At 48.8% G+C, this 20,078-nt stretch carries 13 protein-coding genes and 1 tRNA gene; 7 read left to right on the top strand and 7 right to left on the bottom strand.

Annotation, left to right across the window (positions count from 1 at the left end; translation table 11 throughout):
- The first annotated feature begins 36 nt into the window (after nt 1-36).
- Nucleotides 37-633: a Maf family protein gene (locus tag ACJJI6_RS03225; protein WP_475712486.1), complete on the top strand. Its 597-nt coding sequence runs from the start codon at nt 37-39 to the stop codon at nt 631-633.
- Here the strand turns inward: ACJJI6_RS03225 and ACJJI6_RS03220 are convergent.
- Both ACJJI6_RS03220 and rluC read right to left on the bottom strand, forming a co-directional pair.
- Entirely contained in the window at nt 630-1,271 is a 642-nt protein-coding gene (locus ACJJI6_RS03220) for an HAD-IA family hydrolase (protein ID WP_282932471.1), read from the bottom strand. The two genes, ACJJI6_RS03225 and ACJJI6_RS03220, sit on opposite strands and share 4 nt — an antisense overlap.
- A gap of 14 nt (nt 1,272-1,285) precedes the next feature.
- Entirely contained in the window at nt 1,286-2,281 is a 996-nt protein-coding gene (rluC, locus tag ACJJI6_RS03215) for a 23S rRNA pseudouridine(955/2504/2580) synthase RluC (RefSeq protein ID WP_444928108.1), read from the bottom strand.
- 784 nt (nt 2,282-3,065) lie between these two features.
- Here rluC and rne point away from each other — a divergent pair.
- From rne to ACJJI6_RS03185, 6 genes are all read left to right on the top strand, one after another.
- A complete protein-coding gene (gene rne, locus ACJJI6_RS03210; RefSeq protein ID WP_475712485.1) occupies nt 3,066-6,032 on the top strand; it encodes a ribonuclease E in 2,967 nt (988 codons plus the stop codon).
- A 165-nt stretch (nt 6,033-6,197) separates the two neighbouring features.
- Nucleotides 6,198-6,285: transfer RNA gene (locus ACJJI6_RS03205), tRNA-Ser, on the top strand.
- A 681-nt stretch (nt 6,286-6,966) separates the two neighbouring features.
- Nucleotides 6,967-7,203 (top strand): hypothetical protein, encoded by a 237-nt coding sequence (locus tag ACJJI6_RS03200; RefSeq protein ID WP_475712484.1) that lies wholly within the window; start codon nt 6,967-6,969, stop codon nt 7,201-7,203.
- Nucleotides 7,204-8,430: 1,227 nt separating this feature from the next.
- Entirely contained in the window at nt 8,431-10,083 is a 1,653-nt protein-coding gene (locus ACJJI6_RS03195; RefSeq protein ID WP_475712483.1) for an asparagine synthetase B family protein, read from the top strand.
- A 1,441-nt stretch (nt 10,084-11,524) separates the two neighbouring features.
- Nucleotides 11,525-12,190 (top strand): class I SAM-dependent methyltransferase, encoded by a 666-nt coding sequence (locus ACJJI6_RS03190; RefSeq protein ID WP_444917491.1) that lies wholly within the window; start codon nt 11,525-11,527, stop codon nt 12,188-12,190.
- Between the two features lie 274 nt (nt 12,191-12,464).
- Nucleotides 12,465-13,016, top strand: a complete 552-nt coding sequence (locus tag ACJJI6_RS03185; RefSeq protein ID WP_444917492.1) for a hypothetical protein — start codon at nt 12,465-12,467, stop codon at nt 13,014-13,016.
- Nucleotides 13,017-13,046: 30 nt separating this feature from the next.
- Here ACJJI6_RS03185 and ACJJI6_RS03180 read toward each other — a convergent pair whose 3' ends face one another.
- The 5 genes from ACJJI6_RS03180 to ACJJI6_RS03160 all read right to left on the bottom strand — a co-directional run bounded on the left by ACJJI6_RS03180 (nt 13,047) and on the right by ACJJI6_RS03160 (nt 20,069).
- Nucleotides 13,047-14,015 (bottom strand): UDP-glucose 4-epimerase family protein, encoded by a 969-nt coding sequence (locus tag ACJJI6_RS03180; protein ID WP_475712482.1) that lies wholly within the window; start codon nt 14,013-14,015, stop codon nt 13,047-13,049.
- 127 nt (nt 14,016-14,142) lie between these two features.
- Nucleotides 14,143-14,667: a hypothetical protein gene (locus tag ACJJI6_RS03175; protein ID WP_444917494.1), complete on the bottom strand. Its 525-nt coding sequence runs from the start codon at nt 14,665-14,667 to the stop codon at nt 14,143-14,145.
- 139 nt (nt 14,668-14,806) lie between these two features.
- Nucleotides 14,807-15,697, bottom strand: a complete 891-nt coding sequence (locus ACJJI6_RS03170) for an AEC family transporter (RefSeq protein ID WP_444917495.1) — start codon at nt 15,695-15,697, stop codon at nt 14,807-14,809.
- A gap of 202 nt (nt 15,698-15,899) precedes the next feature.
- The gene (locus ACJJI6_RS03165; RefSeq protein ID WP_444941461.1) at nt 15,900-16,247 is read right to left on the bottom strand and encodes a hypothetical protein; all 348 of its coding nucleotides are present in this window, start codon (nt 16,245-16,247) and stop codon (nt 15,900-15,902) included.
- Nucleotides 16,248-16,388: 141 nt separating this feature from the next.
- Nucleotides 16,389-20,069, bottom strand: coding sequence for an efflux RND transporter permease subunit (locus ACJJI6_RS03160; protein WP_475712481.1), 3,681 nt, complete (start codon nt 20,067-20,069; stop codon nt 16,389-16,391).
- Nucleotides 20,070-20,078 lie beyond the last annotated feature (9 nt).

The raw sequence follows: 20,078 nt of genomic DNA, 5'->3' as shown, positions 1-20,078 counted from the left end.
CAAACCACTACTCGACCCAGCGGAAAATCCACCAGAATGCCCCACCCTCTGATACTAGCCTCCAGCTCTCCTTACCGCAGAACCCTACTACAACAGCTTGGCATCCCCTTTCAGCAGGATTCGCCCCATATAGATGAAGCACCACAGGCGGGGGAAGCGCCAGCCGCACTCGCCCTGCGCCTCGCCACAGAGAAAGCACGCGCCCTGGCAGGCCGCCACCCGAAATCACTGATTATCGGTTCAGATCAAGTTGCCTCTTGCGACGGTCAAATACTTGGCAAGCCAGGCAGTAGGGAGCGCGCCATCGCCCAGCTGCAAGCCTGCAACGGCAAAAAAGTGATATTCCACACCGGCTTGAGCCTGCTGAATAGCGCAAGCGGAGAGCAGTTGGGCGATACGGAAACCTTCACCGTCTACTTTCGGCAGTTGAGCACAGAGCAAATTGAACGATATTTAGAGCTGGAACAACCTTACGATTGCGCCGGCTCTTTTAAGGTGGAAGGGCTAGGTATCGCCCTGTTTGAGAGGCTTGAAGGGGCAGATCTCAACACCCTGGTTGGGCTGCCACTAATCCGCCTTACCGATATGTTGAACCACTTTGGCATAGATCCACTGGGCCCGCAGGCCACTTAAAGGAGTGGCGGCCAGCGGAGCAGCTCAGAGAAACGATCGATAACAACCTTGGGGCCACACCCCTGCAGTCGGGTTGGGCAATGAGCGCCATAGCTCACCCCGATAGAGGGCATACCGATCGCCGCCGCCATTTCCAAGTCGTATACGGTATCCCCTACCATTACCGCCTGCTCCGGACCGGTTCCGGTCTCATGTAGCAACTCATTCAGCATCAGCGGGTCAGGCTTGGAAGCGGTCTCATCCGCACAACGACTGGCGGCAAACAAGTGGCCGAGGCCGTGCTCCTCAAATTCCCGGTTGAGCCCCTGCCGACTCTTCCCGGTCGCTACCGCCAACTGGTGACCACCGCACAGCAACTGGTCCAGGGTATCCAGGACTCCCTCAAATAACGGCAGGGGTTCAACCCGGGCCGCCATCCACTCATCAAAGTAAAGTTGGCGCAACGTGAGCTTTTCTTCACTGGCAGCCTCCGGAAACAGAGAGGATATCGCTTCCGGCAGACCAAGCCCGATAATGTTGCTAACCGCTTCCGGGGCAAGCACCGGCAAACCGGCTCTATCTGCTGCCCGCAACATACAATCGACGATACGCGCCTCAGAATTACAAACCGTCCCGTCCCAATCGAGGATTACCAACATAACAAAAGAACGCCCTACTCTTCCCTTAACCTATTCAGCACTGCACTCAGCTCCGCAGGGAGTGGAGCCTCCACCTCAACCTTGGAACCATCTGGCAAAGAGCAGCGCACTGAAGCCGAGTGCAAAAAGAGACGCTTCAGACCGCGACCACGAAAGTCACGATTGACTTCGTCCGAGGTGTACTTGTTGTCGCCCGCCAGAGGGCAACCAACAAACTGAGCGTGAACTCGAATTTGGTGTGTTCGCCCGGTGACCGGCTCTGCGGAAAGCAGAGTCGCCGCCTTAAATCTCTCAATCAACTTAAAGCGGGTCTCTGAAGGCTTCCCCTCAGGGTGCACTGACACCATTCTCTCGCCGCTTTTCAAAGTGTTCTTGCGCAAAGGTGCCTCAACAACGCGGCGACCTCGGGGCCACTTGCCCACCGCCAATGCCTGATACGATTTACCGATCTTTCCCGCCCGCAACTCCGACTGAACATGCTGCAATACCGCGCGCTTGCGGGCCACCATGATGGCGCCACTGGTATCCCGGTCCAGGCGGTGCACCAACTCAATAAACGGGCTTTGCGGGAACATCTGGCGCAAAACTTCAATCAGGCCCAATCTGACACCGCTGCCGCCATGGACCGCAAGGCCCGACGGTTTATTGATCACCATAAGCCCGTGCTTGTCATAAAGTATGGACTCTTGGATCAGCTGGCGCAGAGATTCACCAGCGAGAGGGGCCTCAGCCTGCTCGGCAACACGAATTGGCGGCACTCGCACCACATCGCCCGCCTTTAACTTGTATTCAGCCTTTATTCGTCCTTTATTTACTCTTACCTCACCCTTACGCAGGATTCGGTATATACGTGAACGCGGCACACCCTTGAGGCGCGCCTGGAGGAAATTGTCGATCCTCTGTCCCGCCAGCTCTTCAGGTACAGTTAAAAGCTGCACGCCGCCAGATGGATTCGAGGTCTTTGATGGGGTCTCGGCCGGAGCCTTCTTAGGGTGGGGTATACTTCGCATGACGCGCATCATAGCGTTGCCAGGGATACAATTGAAGCACCTCCCTGCCCATGCTATATTCGGCCGGCCTGAATTCGGCGTATTTTCGGTCAAAGGCGACTTCCCACATGAAGAGATAGCCGTGACCCCAACGAAAATACCCCATTCGGTCGGTGCGCGGGGATGCCGCGTCATTGATAAAACTTAGCCGTTGAGATGTCCCCCAATTACCAGAACCAGAGGGGAGCTCACCGGCAACAACAGCCCGCGGTTATGCGGGTAATTATCGCGAAGGTAAGACGGGCCGTGACCCGCAGCGCTTGAAAGGACGACTCAAACTTGCGTCCGGTTTTGCAGAATACGACGAGCCAGCAACCGAACTGGCAACCAGGGCAGCACAGCTTCCGCAAGCCTGGTAAAAAAATTAAGAAGAATGGGTATCAGCCAAAAGCTGAACTGCAGAACCTCTGATGATTGACGCAAACCTTGCCGCCCAGCATGAAACAAACCAAGGGGCGGCGCCCAACCCTGCTGCAGAAGCCTGCAGCACAGGTACAGGGCAGTACTAACAAAAGGTATTAAAGGTACCAACGGATAGCACAATAACAGCGCGTATCCGGAGTTTTTGCAGAGCGAATAATAGGCAAATGTCAGTCTCAACAAGCCGCATAGATCCATGGCGCGGTAGAGCTGGCATACCTTATTTTCCCTGCCCTGCCTGGTGGTCCTCTCCACCGGACAGCCAACAAGCAAGCCTGTGAGTAGCGGTGTCACACCTTTGCGCAACGCAAGGAAAACGACACGCATGAAAAGAATGCTAATCAACGCAACCCAACCTGAAGAGTTGCGTGTTGCCCTGGTCGACGGCCAGTGGCTCTATGATTTAGATATTGAGAACCGAACCCGCCAGCAGAAAAAAGCGAACATCTACAAAGGTAAGATTACCCGTGTAGAACCCTCCCTCGAAGCTGCATTCGTCGACTACGGCGAAGAGCGCCACGGGTTCCTCCCCCTGAAAGAAATCTCTCGCGAGTACTTCCTCAAGCAGCCCAAAGACATCGAAGGCCGCATCAAAATCAAAGATGTTGTCAAAGAAGGCATGGAAGTTATTGTCCAGGTGGACAAAGAAGAGCGCGGCAACAAAGGCGCCGCCCTCACCACCTTTGTCAGCCTCGCCGGCCGCTACTTGGTGTTAATGCCCAACAACCCTCGTGCCGGTGGCATTTCCCGCCGCATTGAAGGTGATGAGCGCTCCGAGCTCCGCGACGCACTGGCCAGTGTAGACGTCCCCTCAGGCATGGGCATCATCGTGCGCACCGCCGGCGTTGGCCGCAGCGGTGACGAGCTGCAATGGGACCTCAACTACCTGCTGCAACTTTGGAACGCCATCAAAGAAGAAGCTGATACCTCCAAAGCGCCACACTTCCTGTTCCAGGAAAGCAACGTCATTATCCGCGCCATCCGCGACTACATGCGCGATGATATCGGCGAAGTTATTGTCGACGACAAAGGCGCCTTTGAGCTGGCCGCAGAGTTTGCCCGCCAGGTAATGCCCCACTACGCCAATAAGGTGAAGTACTACGAAGACGCCATCCCGCTGTTCAATCGCTATCAAATTGAAAGCCAGATTGAGACAGCGTTCGAGCGCGAAGTGAAGCTCCCCTCCGGTGGCTCCATTGTTATCGATGTGACAGAGGCTCTGGTATCTATCGATATCAACTCCTCCCGCGCAACCAAGGGCGGCGATATCGAAGAGACCGCGCGCAATATCAACCTGGAAGCCGCCGACGAAATCGCTCGCCAGCTGCGCCTGCGCGATATGGGCGGACTAGTTGTAATCGACTTTATCGACATGCAGAGCAAGTCCAACCAGCGCGAAGTTGAAAAGCGTATGGAGAAGGCCCTCAGCATGGACCGCGCCCGCGTTCAGGTTGGCCGCATCTCCCGCTTCGGACTTTTGGAAATGTCCCGCCAGCGCCTGCGCCCATCCCTGGGTGAAACCACCTTCCGCGTTTGCCCCCGCTGTAGCGGTCAAGGCACTATTCGCGGCACCAAGTCTCTGGCTCTCTCAATTCTCCGCTTGGTAGAAGAGGAAGCGAAGAAAGAGCGCAGCGCCGAGATCCGTGCAATTACCCCGGTGAATGTCGCAACCTACCTACTGAACGAAAAGCGTAAAACGATCTCCCAGATCGAGTCCCGCAATTCCACTCGCGTAGTAGTTGTGCCCAGCGCAGAAATGGAAACGCCGCACTTTGAAGTTCAGCGCCTACGTGACGATGACACTGCCACCCTGGAAACCTCCTACAAGATTTCTGGCACTGCCGAAGAGACAGTGACCAAGAAAGAGGAAAAGCCACAGCGTCCAGCTCCAGTGCAAGCGGCCGTGCAGCAAATTGCCCACACCGCTCCAGCACCCACTCCGGAGAAAAAGGAAGAGCCTGGACTCTTCAGTCGATTGATTAGCGCTATCGCCTCCTTCTTCACCGCAGAAGAGGAAGAGCCGAAGAAGCATCAAAAGTCCAAAGGCCGCGGCAAGGACTACCAGCAGCGCAACCGCAATCGCAACCAGCGCGGAAATCGCAACAACCGCAGCGGCCGCCCCGCGCGCCGCAAAGATGATCGCCGCGAAGACAATAAACGCGACGACCAACGTGAAGATAAGCGCAGCGCCAAGCTGGACGAGCATGACAGCGCCTCCGATCGCCAGGGTGAAGGTCAGCGCAGACGTCGCCGTCGCCGCAACGACAACCGCCGCAGCGACAACCGCACTCAAACTGCTGAAACCCAAAATACCGTTGATACCAACGAACAAGCCGGAGACGCTTCCGATCAGCAACGTCCAGCGCGTCGCCCGAGCAATGTGCGCGGCCGCCCTCAGGCGCGCCGTCGAGGCGGACGCCGCAGTGAGAACACCGCAGCAACCGCGGTAGCTCACAGCCAGGAAGAGCTGAATCGCGAAGTTCACGAAGCCATTGACGAAGCTGAAAGCGAAGCCCGCAAGACCAAGGAAGTCGTAAAAGAGGCTCGTACCGAGGCGCCCAAGCCAAAGGCGAAAGACTCTCAGAAGCCTCAGAGAGCCCCCAAGCAAGCAGCTCAGCCCGCCATCACAATGCCGGTGCGAACTGCTCACGAGGAAAAATCTGAAGCACGAGAGGCCCAGAAGCCTGCAGCCCAACCACAAAGCGCCCCGCAGGCAGCCAAAGCAGCCGCCTCCGAGCAGCAACAGCAGCCTACTCAGCCCAAACCCAAAGCTACCCCGGTAGAAAAAGCAGCTGCGCCAGCTGCCGAGCCGGCCAAGCCTGTAGAGCAAGCGCCAGAACAAAAAGCCACCACGGCAGAAGTTCCGGCTGCCCCCAAAGCTGAAACCACTCCTGCCAAGCCAGAAGTAGAAGCAGCAGAGGAAATCGTGCTTGAGGAAGCACAAGCTGCAGCTGAAGCTTTACAGGAACAGGCAGGCACCAGCGAGCCGGAAGTTCGGGAAGAAATTGTTGCCGCCGAGCAGGCAGCTTCCGAAGAGAAACCGACCGCACCTAGCCAGGGACGCGCAGTAAATGATCCGCGCATCAACCCCAAACCACTGGGTGAATTCTCAATTGTTACTGAGCGCCGTGAAGTGGGCTCCCAGCAGCCGCTGGATACCGCACAGCCGGCAGCGATTGAGCACAATCCACGCGCCCTCGCCCGCCCGGCCAACGACCCGCGTATCAGCCGCAAGGCCGTGAAAATTGATGCCAACGCAGATATCGATCGCGACTCTGCAGAAGCGAGCTAAGCGATAGCTGCCAAGCCGCCCCAGCCAATGGCCAGGGCGGCCTTATCAACCTGACAGTAAGCCTTGAACTGGTCAATAAATCACCTAACTTATTGAACTATATAAAAAAAATCAAAATGGCGCTTGTACATCCCCGGAAGCCATGTATAATGCGCAGCACAATTTGGTGGGGTGGCTGAGTGGTCGAAAGCGGCGGTCTTGAAAACCGTTGACTGTAACAGGTCCCAGGGTTCGAATCCCTGCCCCACCGCCATATAAAGTCTTGTAAATCATTGACTTACAAGCAACAAAGGGTGGTACCAATTTTCTTGGTACCGCCCTTTTTCGTATAGATCTCAACAAAGCCTCAACGCAAATTCATCTCTTGTTGCCAATGAGGCGGGAAGTGTATGCCTTCATAGCGCCGGTACTCTCCTCCAAGCTACGAAAGAAAAGTAGAAAAGCCATTTGAAAATGAATTTATATCGCGGGCTATAAGCTAAACATGCGCGAGGAGCTAGAGCTCAGATATATTGAACTCAGGCGGCAATAAACCCAAATGGCTAATGACACACGAGGGATGCCAGATACTCACCTCACACTTGTCGATAGTACCTCTTTCCAGCAATGGGAAAATCATCCTAACAGGGGCTGCCCCTCTTCTGGGCCAGACTGAAAGCTTAAATCCCCCAAACGATTTGAATCTGCCACTTGAGCTGTCAGCCACTTGGCAAGCTTTATCATGGGGCGCCCAACCTATTGCAGATGGAACTACATTGAGGGACCACCAGAAGCTGGTGAGCCACATTTTGACCCTATACGCCCACGCCACTCTTCTCGGCTCTACGTGAGTAAAAATCACATCCCTCCTCATAAATAGCAATGTCCGAGATTGCTATGAACACAAAAGACTCCAGCGCAACCGCATAAGCGATAATTGTATCCGGACAATTATTTGATAAATAACAATATCAAAGACCTCAATACTGCTCATCATGAGAAACTCAAAGGGCTTTCCAAAGAAGAGCGAGCAAGAGCTAGGCTAGAGAAGCTGACTCAACAAGTGAGAGCGGAGAAAGGCAAGATCAACGAACCTAAAGGTTTGACGTCCTGTAAAAGTGGTAGAGATAGAAAAATGATCATTGATCTGGATGAAGACGATGACGATGAGCAACAGACCACTAGCGGATAAAGAAAAGTAAATCACAACTCGGCCAAATGACGCAGCCCCGAAAAACTTATACACAAAGGCAATACAAGTAATCCCCAAGGCATTAGCTGAAGTGAAAAAAGGTAAAGGCACAAGTTAGTTATTACCGAATTGGAAGATCCGTAGGCTGCCACTTGCACCGGGTACAGTATGGAGCACACCCCTAAGCTTATAGGTCAATTGCCCGCTAAAAAGGCCGGCCTAATAGCAGGCAGCAAAGAAGAGATGTGCGCATATATAAGAGCACCAGCTCTATAGCTGGGCATCCCACTATCAGTCATTCGCATCCATCACCTAGTCAACCATTCGGTTAACTAGAGGCCTCGGCTATCATTCTGACTACGATGGAAAACCATGATTGAGCCAAAGCTGAAAATTGAGCTTTCGGTGCCTCAGATTACTCCCCCTAATTACTACCTCTATAGGCATTGGTTTCGAGATGGCGGCTCATACCCCGACACAGCCAGCAAACGCATACATTGGAGCTTCGAGCCTTTGAGCTTCTTCGTGGCGACTTATGCCCTGCCTCAATTCATACAGCCCGCACCAGTATTCTGAGGTTCTAAATCGGTGAAAATATATTCCGAGCACCTAAAAACGCTCCACGCCGTGAAATCTACTTTGACCACATACCTCGCACCAACTCAAGCGCCGCTTGAGTCATTTCACAAACTAAGAGCGCCCCAAGAATCAGGAGAAGTAAACGGCGACCCTTTAGCTTACACAATTACCAATCAAGTAAAAACAAAAGGAGCAAGATATACGGGCTCTCACTCTCAAATAGTCTTAGAGGGTTTACATCAACTTAGCCACCTTGCATATCGGTCAGGGCACATTGAAGTAAAGTGAATTCCACCTGACGACAGATCATCCAATAAAACTTGAACCTAATAAACTAAATTCATTGAGGCTAAGAATCTTGCGGCAGGGAATCACAAATAACTAGCGAATTTTATAGGTGAAAGAGCAAAACAAAAACACAATGCAAGCGGCAAAGAGAGACAATGGTACAAGTTAAAAAGCATACAACTCTATTAAATCTAATTGTAAAGAAAGATTTCAAATAGGCTTTCTTACCCCCCCGAAAAAATTCAAAACAACACCTCGCAATAGATTTTTTACCAACGGAAACGTCACCCTGCCAAGATTATTAATTACCAACATCTAAAAAATGGTATTATAGAATTTGATGTTTTTGGAAAATCAATAATGCAAAATCAAGATTTCTTTTTTGACCAAGGTAATCTTCCGAACAAAGAACAAGTATGGGGCTATGCGTTTTCTGGTACTAATTTCGTATATAACAGCTTACTGAATAAAAACAGCACACCCTTTGAGGCAGACAGTGATGGGTGCTATGCTCATGTACGTTTAAAAAACGATTGCGCTGTTTTGGAAACAGATTATCGCGGGTATTTCCCAGTCTATTTTTATCAGAGCGGTGATAACTGGGCTGTCTGTAGTTCTTTCCGACAGCTAGTGCAGGTTGCAAAAAAACGTGGCTGGAATTTAACCATTCTTCCCCACCACTTACGCTCTTGGTACTCTCAACGTACATTTTGCCTCCAGTCAGTGTCTGAGCAGACCATTTATAAAGAAATCAAGCAACTTTCTGCATCAGAGACTCTTGAAATTAGGCAGTCAGGCCTCAAGCTCGCTTCGAAAAATCGTAATTTCTTTCAGGAAATGAACTACGAAGAAGCAATTGCACAATTCGTCTCGGTTTGGTCTTCCCGCATCGCGGCTATTTTACAATCAGGCCGCGTTATTCGCTTAGACTTAACAGGCGGGCTGGATAGTAGAGTGGTGCTAGCTCTGCTCATCTACACTGTAAAAACCTATGGCTTGGAAAATGCATTCACTGATGGTTCGATTCTTTTTCATTCGATCAAGCGTAAGGAGGAAGATTACGACTGCGCTACGCGGATTGCCCACAAGTTTGGCTTAAAGTTAAATGCAGGGATGAAAATTCAGCGGATAGGTCTTCCTGCTGAGCAAAGCGTCGAGAATTGGCTGGACTACAACCTGGGACGGTATGCACCCCATATTCTGTCGCTTGGTAATAACCAAGGGCGAGTTGTAAATTTTCCGGGTGCAGGCGGTGAGGATCACCGGGATTTCTATCTAAAATTCGGCTCCACGAATTTTGTAAGCTTCCTCTTTGGCTACCAGAACCATTTTTCAACGACCGAAAACTTCAAGGCATGGATGGGTGACATTATCTCCAATACCGAGAAGTCGGCGGCGTTGCCTGAAAATCGCGGCATTGAAATGTCAATCCGCCACTATCGGGCAAACAGAAGTCGCCATCACGCAGCAAAGATGCCCCGCACTGAGGTGATGGGCGTCACACTTGGTAGTAAGTACTTTTATCAACTTGTCCTGAGTGCAAACCCATTGCGTGTCGGCAACGGCCAGGTCCTTTACGATATCATGCATGTGTGCTGCCCCGATCTTGTGACAATGCCCTATGACACACAGAAAAAGATGCCTTCGTCAGATATGCTGGAAAACTTGCCCAACTCAATAGACATTCCGGTATTGGAGCCAGGCCAGGCAACCCCTATTCAATCCGAACTGGATCTAAACACCTCTGAGCAAAACCTTTCTGGGATAAAATGGGCCAAATCACTTTTCTTCGGAAAGGGGAAAGCGCATCCAAACGAAGTCCTATTTGACCGTACCAGATCAATACTTAAGGAGCTTGACTTCGTTTCATCCAAAGAAAAGCAAATGGCTGAGGATTTGACTGCAAATCTGAACAAATGGCAGTCGGAAAAAGTCACCCGTAACATGCATGGAAGCGGCGCCGCCATTCATTGGGCTCATATTCTCAAACTCAGCCGTACAGGTTCAATCTAGCAGTTTGCGACACCGATTACGAAGAGTCTTCAAGTCCCGAATATTTGTGGCGACCACAATCGCATGCCACCTTGTTTCGGGAAAATTAGTATTCTAGCGCTGGTGTTTTGTAATGAAGAGCGAGCTCAAACGATACAATATTCTGGGATATCAACCCACAATCGTCGCCAGTTCAGTATCCTGCTTGTTCGCGTCGCCCTTCTGCCCCGTTGAGGTCCCCAGCCTAGCCAAATTCCTTGGTCGCCTTCGGGGTACCATTGCCAATGTGCTCGCGGGTAAGGCCTGCGGCCGCATTGGCAATGGCGCTGATCACTTTGATTAATTCAGCCAGAATGTGCTGCAATTTGTTAAATCCATTGCCCACCTAAACGGTGTCGCTGTCCGTCACTACTAGGCATTGCTTCTATTTGGCAAAGAGTCCAGCTACTGCCTTGCATTACTCGCTAATATTTCCCGAGCCATCGATGCGATAATGACTGGCCACATGCTAGATCGGCAATAAATAAGCTATCCCCAACTGCGATAACAGTTGGTGGCCCCAGCGCAAGTGCCGAACTAATAAACGGACTATGCGGCAGGCCTTTTACAAAACCCAGATCCACTAGGGAGCCTGGCTGCGGGAATGCATACAAGCCCCGCTTAGCACCAATGCCAGTTATCAGCAACGGGACGTGTCGTCTGCGCTCAGTAGCTGCTCATCTACGAATAGCCAGACTGTCCACCGGCACTCTCCAGCGCCTCAAAGATGGTTGCCGGGACATTGATCGCTTACCCTACAACGGCAAGCCCGTCAGTTAACCCTAGAAACAGGTACCGCACAATTCGTTTAATGATTTTTCCAGCATGCTGGTGCTCGGCCCAAGGATTTGCCTACCAGATGATATCCATTTGCATCCCCGCGAACTCCACCTCGGGAAGCTTGTCACTACTATAAAAGCATCAAGGCGCAATGCGGGCAGTGCTGCTGGGACTGCACCGTTATGTTTGTGAATGTGCGCAAAAAGCAGCCTTGGCAAAATATCCCAGGCTATTACCACAAAGTGTTGTAGAGAAGAAAGTGCCACCCATAGCTCAGAGCCAGGCTCTCTTCATTTTACCGGCCTTTACTCTCACCGCCAGAGTCGGTCGGAAGTAAGCATCGAAGTTTATTGCACCCTGCTAGCCTATAACACTTCTCGATTGTCATTAGAAACGTCAGAACTATAACCCCCCCTCAATCTTCTCACTTGATAATCTATCGCTTAACTCTACCGAGTCCACTCCTGCTTTCAAGACGGAATAACACACAATCATCATTCTTGGGTATGACTGTGAATGGGGCCCTGGCATTCGGCACAATTTCTTGTGAATCTAAAGCCCTACTAAGAAAAGGAAACACTATTTAAACTTCAGGGTTATACTCCTGGCGATATAACTGAGACCGACAACAAAGAAATTACTAATGGAAAACCAAGATCTAGAATCTATCGCAAACCAGCTTTCATGCCCTGAGGGAGAGGCTGGCATTGAAATGGGCAACAAAATGAGTATGCTCAATCAGCTTATTACCAATCAAACCATTCAAAAGTTATCGCCGCAAAAAGATGAGTCAATCGTCGAAATCGGACCAGGTAATGGGTCGCTGTCGCTACCGATATTGAGCGGGTTAGGCATTAATGGCCACTATTTAGGTATTGAAATGTCAGAAGTTATGGCCAGTGAACTTCGAGAAACACTAAGAGGCAGCCAGTGTGCAGCGGAAGTAATTTGTGGTGATTGCCTGGAAGTCCAGCTTAAAGATGGAAGCGTTGACGGTGTTATCGGAGTTAATATTCTGTACTTTATCGACGATTTATTAAGCTTTTTCAGTCATATTAGCAACTGGCTTTCACCTGGAGGGCGAGCAGTTTTCGGGATTCGTTCAGATAAATCGCTCAAAAAAATACCCTTCACTCAATTTAAATTTCATATACGCTCTACGGAAGAAATTAAATCTCTTATGAAAAATGCGGGCTTTGATACCGTAGAGTCCTATTACTTTGACGAAGAACAAATTCCTTTTGAAAATACAACTGTACCAGCTGATTCGGTTATCATTGTTGGGAAAAAATCCATCTACACAGCGTGAAATACAAGCTCAACTGCAAAGGCGGTATCTCGTAAAGTATCGCAAGGTAGATACCGCCTTTTGATGTTCCTATTTTCAAAATCTAGAATACTGAATAGACGGCCAATTACCCTCTGATACGCCCTATTATTTGCAACTAAAAAGCTCCCTCCGAAGTTGTCAATTGATGCCACTGCCCTCCTAGAGTATAAAGATTTACGTAAAATTTCAGCCAGCACCCCAACTATGCGATACTTTCGCCCCAAAAGAAGTGAAAAGAAAACAGGGAAGACCCATGACCAAATTCACACTAACTCTGGTAGCGATTTTATTGGTTGGCTGTAGCTCAGTCACTCAGCTCTCGGAAAAAACGGCAGGGGAAATCAGGCAGGCCGTATCTATCCAAGCTAGTGGGGAAAATTCTGGTACTCAGTTCTCAGGACCGAAATTACAGGCCACTACTGATGGCTCTGACCTGAACCTCTACTACTACAACCTCCGCGCATTTGAACCCGCTGCTAACGAGCCAACGAAGTACCATCTACAGATCCATATCACCTATCGCAAGGCGTGGCGTCACTATGAGTCTGCGGAGTTAAATGGCGGACAACCAGTAGAGACGGCCCCTATTAACAAAAATGTCCTTCAATGCGTAAGTGGTAATGAATGTATGCTTGAAGAGATTCTGGATATTGCTCTCACTGAGGAACAAATACAGGCTTCGGTGCGCAATCGAGATAAACTCAAACTTAAACTGAGAGCAAGATCCGGGCACAGCTCTACCATTGAGGTTCCAGCAACCTACTTGCTTGGTTTTTACGCTGCGGTTGCCAATTACGAGGGGTGACTACCCCTCTCCGTAGGCAATAAATGTTGACTAAGTGCTCTTTTGTGGGGACTGAGAGTTTCCTGCCTGGCAATATGCCTGTGCAGTCTCCGCCAGACCTTCACCTAAGGCCACCGGGGGGGTCCAGTCAAGCAACTCTTTGGTTTTAGTGATATCCACTTGTAGTGAACCGCACAAGCGCTCGGCAACTGCCCCCCTTCCTATTAGCTTCAGCGCACTGGTGAGTGCGAATTGGGGAAGAGGCAATAGTCGAGCATCACATCCCATGGCATGGGATAAACCACGCAACAAATCTGTTACCGATACATCCAAATCATCGGATACCAGAAATACCTGGTTTGCCGCATTGGGGTGAGAAATGCAAACGCGGATCAAGTCGATCAAATTACCGATAGATACCAAGCTTCGGCGATTATTAATAGCCCCAAGTGGCAGTGGGATTCCCTTGGTAAGCCAACGCATCATCACTTGGAAGTTCGCCTTGACCCCAGGGCCATAGACCAGAGGTGGGCGGATAATAACGACTTCCATCTCTGTTGACTCAGCCAGCTCAAGCAGTGCGTCTTCGGCCTCCTTCTTTGAAATCCCATAGGGATCCGTAGGATCACATTGTTCATCCGCATTAAATGGTAAGCGGTTGTCGGTAGACTCCCCGTTAACCTTAATAGAACTAAGATAAATAAAACGTCTAACACCAGATGAAGCCGCCTGCTGTGCCAGCTTGATAGTGCCCCCGACATTCACCCGACGGAATTCCTCCAGAGGGTTAGCAGATGTCTCCGTCATTACATGGACACGTGCTGCGGTGTGAATGACTGTATCTATATCAACAAGCCCCTGAGCCCAATCCGTATTGCTTGACAGGTCACCGATCTGAAAGCCGCCCTCAACTTCCCGGCGATACACCGGCAAAACCTGGTAACCGTCTTTGCGAAGCTGCGGCAAGAGTGCGGTTCCCACAAAGCCACTAGCGCCGGTTAGTAATATACGTCCTTTCAATGGAGGCCTATTTCTCAGCTGTAGAATTCACGTTAGTTTACACGGACCACTTTTTCGACACACCTTTATCTCGTCAACTACATAGCGAACATGACAAGCTATCAAAGCATCGCTGTCTATTAGAAGTCTATTCAATACCACAAAGGCGTTCTTTATCAGTAATAGCATTTTTAAGCCGAGCCCGGACATTCTTCAGGGCTCTCCCATGTGGAGCTTGAGTATCCGGCCTGCCCCAACGGGCCTCCCAGGCTTCCCTGGCTTGTAAACAGGCTTTCGCTTGCTTGTACTTCCAGTTCGCCTCCTCGCAAAGAGACAACCCTTTGGGTGACTGACGATCACAAATCTGGTGGTATTTTTTATGGGCTATCTTTTCCTGAAAGTTCTTGGCAGTAGCACCTTCAAAGTGGCGGATCGGTGGAGCTTGCACTTTCCTATCCAGGCCAACCTGCTTATCCGCAGCACTATCCAGGTAGAGCACGCGAAAAGATGTAACAAACAAATACTCTTTAATAGCATACTGATCACGACCGGAGCTGGTTGATAGCCCTAAGGGATGGGGGGTCGCAAGAACAAGGGGGGGCATTGCCAGCAGGAAAAGTAGCAAAGTCAACAGCAACCAAAATGGCCGCCCAGTCGAGGTCTGTGTTGGCATTGAAGTATGAAGCCTCCCTAAATTATCTACCTACGGCAGTGAATTACGCATTGTGAAGGCCAAATGAACAACACACAGAAGTTTAGTGAACCACCTTATCACTCCCAAATCAGCCTGGAGCTACAACACTGGCTGTGAACTACTGTACCCAATAAGTCAACACAACAGGCAAAATAAAAATGCTCATAATAGTTGAGAGGAAAATAATACCGGATATCTTGGGGGTATCTTGGGGGCGATAAATAGATATCCAGAGGTAAGTACTAACAGCACATGGCATAAGGGATTGCAGAATAAGCACCCCTCGCATAGCACCAGTAAAGTTAAACAGATTTGTCAAAATAAGCGCGACGGCGCCACCGAGAATTATATGTCCAATAGCAAAGACCAATCCAATCTTAGTATCACCCAGCTTAATTTGGGCCAAGCTATGTCCTAGGGTTAATAACATTAGAGGGATTGCCATACCGCCCAAAATATTAAGAGATGACATAACGGGCTTTGGTAAACTTATATTGAAAATCAATGCGACTATAGAAAAAACCACACTGTAAATTGCTGGGCTAAGCATAATTTCCTTAGCCGACCAGCTACCCGATGTTACTCCAGGGGCAACAACAAAGAAAAAGATCATTCCCACAACAACAAAAGCAATTCCGTATAGAACTCCCGCATGTCCAAATGCTAACGCACACACTGCAAGGCCTATATTGCCTACATTGTTCATACTTATACAAGAAAAGTAAGTACGTATATTTTGCCTAAATAAAGATAAGAGTAGAAGGGCTAGTACTGACATCAACGAATACATCAGGAAGGCGGCCAGCAGCATCCATAGAAACTTACCCAATACTATCTTCTGGCCCAGCATATGATCCAATATCAGCGCCGGATAACCAATATGGGCCATTAATTTGGATACCATTTTGGAATTTAGTTCTTGCTTACTTGCCGCAAATAGGTATCCAATAAGAACACAGATAAATACAGGAATAATAACTTCAAATATGTTCTCAAATAGGGTTCTCATCGAACATCAAACTCCCTCTGCCCTACTTCTCAGCACTGCGTAACAAGCACCCCTTTAATACGCTGACAGCCCCACTAGAGCCCACAGAACACACAAAAAATTCGATAATATATTTACCTTTAAATACCCCACAGAATTACGCAGGCAAAATTGCGATACTCTGACGGATTTTCAAGTGAGAAACAGCAACCGTAAAAAATGCCTATAAATTCAGCTGCAACTCCTTAAGGTTTAAGGTCGGAGTGATCCATATTTCAGCATCAAAGGCCGCAAAAAATTTTTCATTATAGGTCATCAGCTGATCTTGACAGTTCTCCTCAAAGATAAAAATTGCTGCCCGCTTTCCTTGCTCCAAAAAGAAGTAAGAAGCCTCAGGATTGGCTGAGGCGATAAAATCATTCATCGCCACAGACATACTATCATCAGCAATGGACTTATTGCCGGCCTTTGCCGGTATCAGGAGTTTCATTAATAGGCGCATTTTGATCCTGGCTGTTGTCGAGGTTATAGGATCAAAACATAGCCTTTTCACTATCCAGCTGCGCTGCATTAAGTGACAATTCTCAGAGTATATCAGTGGTAATTTACAACTGATGTTCAGTAAGTAGCCGTTTCCTTCCTGCCAATAGGATTATTAACTGCAAGAGTCATCAAACCTTAACAGTATGACTCAAGGGAGAGAAGCCACACTTTAGGTAGTCACCAAATCACTGGGGTCCCTACCCTTCTTTGACTTACGCTCAACCCACTTAATCCACTTTAAGTCCTCTACCATGGTTGTATAGATTACCGGCACCAAGAATAGTGTTCCAAAAGTGGCCAGGATAAGTCCGCCAATTTGTGCAAAACATAATGGCCGCCAGAGAGGGCCTCCGTGAATGGCTAAGGGAATCAAGGCGAAGGTAGTCGCCGCAATAGTGATTAAAATGGGGCGCAGCCTAAGAATACCTGCGTCAAGTAATGCCTGACGAAGCGAATCTCCTGCAGCATGACGCATCTCAATAAAATCAAACAGAACAATAATATGGCTGACAATGACTCCTATTAGGCTCACTATCCCTAAAAACGCCATAAAGCCAAATGGCTGGCCGGAGATATATAGGGCCACCAATGCACCAACCATGCCCAATGGCACAGTGGCAAATACAACCAAAGGCTTTATCAGGCTGCTAAATTGAAATACCAAAGCTAAAAAAATCGCACTGGAAGAGACAGCCATAATCATTAGTAGCTGCAAAAATCCATGCTTCGTACTGGCCGCATCTCCAGATATCTGTAGTTGATATCCGGCAGGTAGCGATTCAGAGAGTTCCTTCAACTCTCCCCCAATATCAGCCATAATATCTGATGAAATAAAACCGGCATATGGGAATGCATATACTGTGATTGTTCGAAACTTTTCCAGCCTATAGATTCGCTCTGTCGAAAACAGTATTGAGGTTGTTGCCACTTGCCGCAGTGGGATATGAATATCGCTATCAGATGCAAATACATATAGATTGTTGACATCTTCCAGCTGTCCACGCTCTGCCAGGCGAAGCTGGGCTACGATAGGAATTTCTTTATCTCCCTGCCGTAAGGTATCAACTTTGGAACCATTAAAGCCAGAGGATGAGGCCATGGCAATATCAGCATTAGTTACCCCTGACATCTCGGCGCGATCCTCTATCACATTCATATCCAATACCAGGCTTTTTCCAGCCCAATCAGCACGGACTACGCGGGCATAGGGAGAACTCTCAATAATTTCTTTAACTTCTGCGGCATATTCTCGCAAGAGTGCAATATCCTTCTCTTCCTCCAAAGAACCTACAGCCACACGCCCCGAAACTCTTATTTCAACAGGGTGCTCTACTGTACTTGTCTGCAGTTGACGAACGTCCAATCCCGCCCCCGGAATACTCTCAGAAAGAGCACTTTGGATAAGTGGAATTAGGATAGATGTTAGATTTTTATCACTTAATCGGACAATAATCTGCCCATAGTTAGACTGCTTTTGCTGAGGGTTGGCTGTGTACCAAAAACGCGGCGCCCCACCGCCCAAGGTGCTGCTAATCCCCTCCAAAATAGGTGCAGACCCTTTTTTTGAGTGTTTTTGCTCATAGTCCTCAATAGTTTTTCTAATTATTTCTTCGGCTAATTTTGCAACATTATCTGTTGCATCAATACTCGCATCATTTTGTAGCCACACATCCACATAAAAAAGATACTGAACATCCGCCGGGAAAAATGCATTCCTCAATTGGGTCTTTATAACAACACCAAATACAAGCAATCCCAAGGCAACCAACAAAATAATCTTTCTATTACTAATAGCCCAGCCTGCCGCCCGATAGTAACTCCCTGTCAGCCCTTCTTTTCGCCTCACCTCCAAGCTCCGCTCCTTTTGCTCCGGGGGACGCAATAATGTGTTACCCAGATAAGGAATAAACGTCATAGAAACGATTCGGGATGCAGCTAAGGCACAAACCATAACAATAGGAAGGCTATGTAGAAAATCTCCCTGATTTCCGGTTAATAGCAAGAATGGTAGGTAAGCAACGATATTGGTTAATGTCGCAAAAAATATGGCTTTCGCTAGTAAAGTTGGCCCCAACCAAGCGGCAATGATAGAGGGCTTACCGGATGCCATTTGCCGCTTGATCGCATCACTGGCAACAACAGGATCATCCACCAAAAGCCCCAAGGCTATAATCAGCGCCGCAATCGATACCTGCTGAATATCTATTCCCAACAACTGCATAAACCCAAAGGTCATAGTTAATGTTACTGGTATAGATATCATTAAAAGCACGGCGGATCGCCAGTCAGAGAATCCGATAAAAGCGATTATCACAACTAAAATAATGGCTTCAATCAATGCCTCCAGGAAGAGGCTTACACTTTCCCGGACCTGTCGAGGCTGATCAGAAACCCGGTCTATAATCAGGTCTGGCGGAAGATCTACCTTAACCTTGTCCAGTACCTCACTAACATTACGCCCCAGCTCCCCTATTTGTTTGCCATCCAGCATTTGCACAGATAAATTTATACTGCGACTACGCTGCCACTCTCCGTTTTCATCTTTATTGACATAGTAATTTAATAAGGGCGGCGGAGTTTCATACCCCATAATAACATCGACAATTCCGCGCAAATATACCGGCGTTCCTGTGTTACTAAGAGCAACGGGAACATCGGCAATTTCCTCATGGTTACCAAATTCGCCACTAGGCATAATGGCGATACCCAAGTCATTCGAAATGATGGTGCCGCCAGGAATAGTCGTATTACGCGCATTAAGAATCGGGGCAATCATATCAGGTCGCAGCCCATAGGAAGCCAGCCTCTCCTGAGAATACAGAAGTTTTACTTCCTGGGTAAGCACTCCAGTTCTCAACACTCTTTTCACTTCAGGAATAGTTCTGATATTTGCAGCAATAAGGTCAGAAAAATCATCAAGCTGCCGATAACTATATTTTGCACCGGCCACTTTCGTTAAATGTTCACGAGTGTTGGCGAGATCACGAACCACGAATGGATCCCAGGCATCGGGGAAAAAGCGCTGGGCGCTTAATTTGTCGGATAAGTAGCGTTTTGTAGCTGCCAGTATTTCGCTGTTACTCTTATCAGATAAGAAATCCACCCCTAAGTATCCGGCACCATTTAAGACTTCAAAATTTGTTCCATATCCCTGCTCTTCAAGCCAACTTGCAAAAATCCATAATCCTATTGCAGAGTACGTATTAGCCAACGACAAAGGGAGAGCAACAACAATACTGACACGCCCCTTACCATTCGATTCTTGTCCGCGAACTTCTGTAATACCTTCCCTAATGTCCTCTGCACGCAAGGTAATCTCTGTAGGGCCCGCTCGGGGGCTCGCCACGCTGAGTAATATAGCGGCTGTATCACCGAATTCTGAATTTAGGGAAATTTTGCCCGCACCAGACGGTAACTGCTGTTGTGCATCAATTAATTTCAGATTGAGATCATTAAATGCTTTAGTAACATCAGTTTTCGGTGCCAGCTGTGCTTGCACCATGGAGACACCATTTAGCGTTAAGGATTTTATTGCAAAAGTTCTCGCATCTGGCTCATGCAAGTATTCACTTTGCGCAATCGCTTCTTCAACTTTTCGCGTTACTAACTCTTCAACTCGAACTGCAGACTGACCAGGCCAATAGGTTGTTGCTATCGCTATACGCACAGGAATATCTGGATCTTTGCTTTTCGGCATGAAGAGATAAGCAACTACCCCCCATACCAGGATAGTGACCAGCAATGCAGCAGAAATACTCGGGTTATCTACAAAAAAACGAGCAGTATTGAAACGGTGGTGACTTTCCGCCTCAATAATTTCTGCCTGTCTTTTTTCTTCCTGATCTGCCATTCCCTAGCC

This window comes from Microbulbifer maximicatervae (SeqCode), from assembly GCF_056232625.1.
Note: the sequence above shows the minus strand (reverse complement) of the source record. Positions and strands in the feature narration are given on the sequence as shown.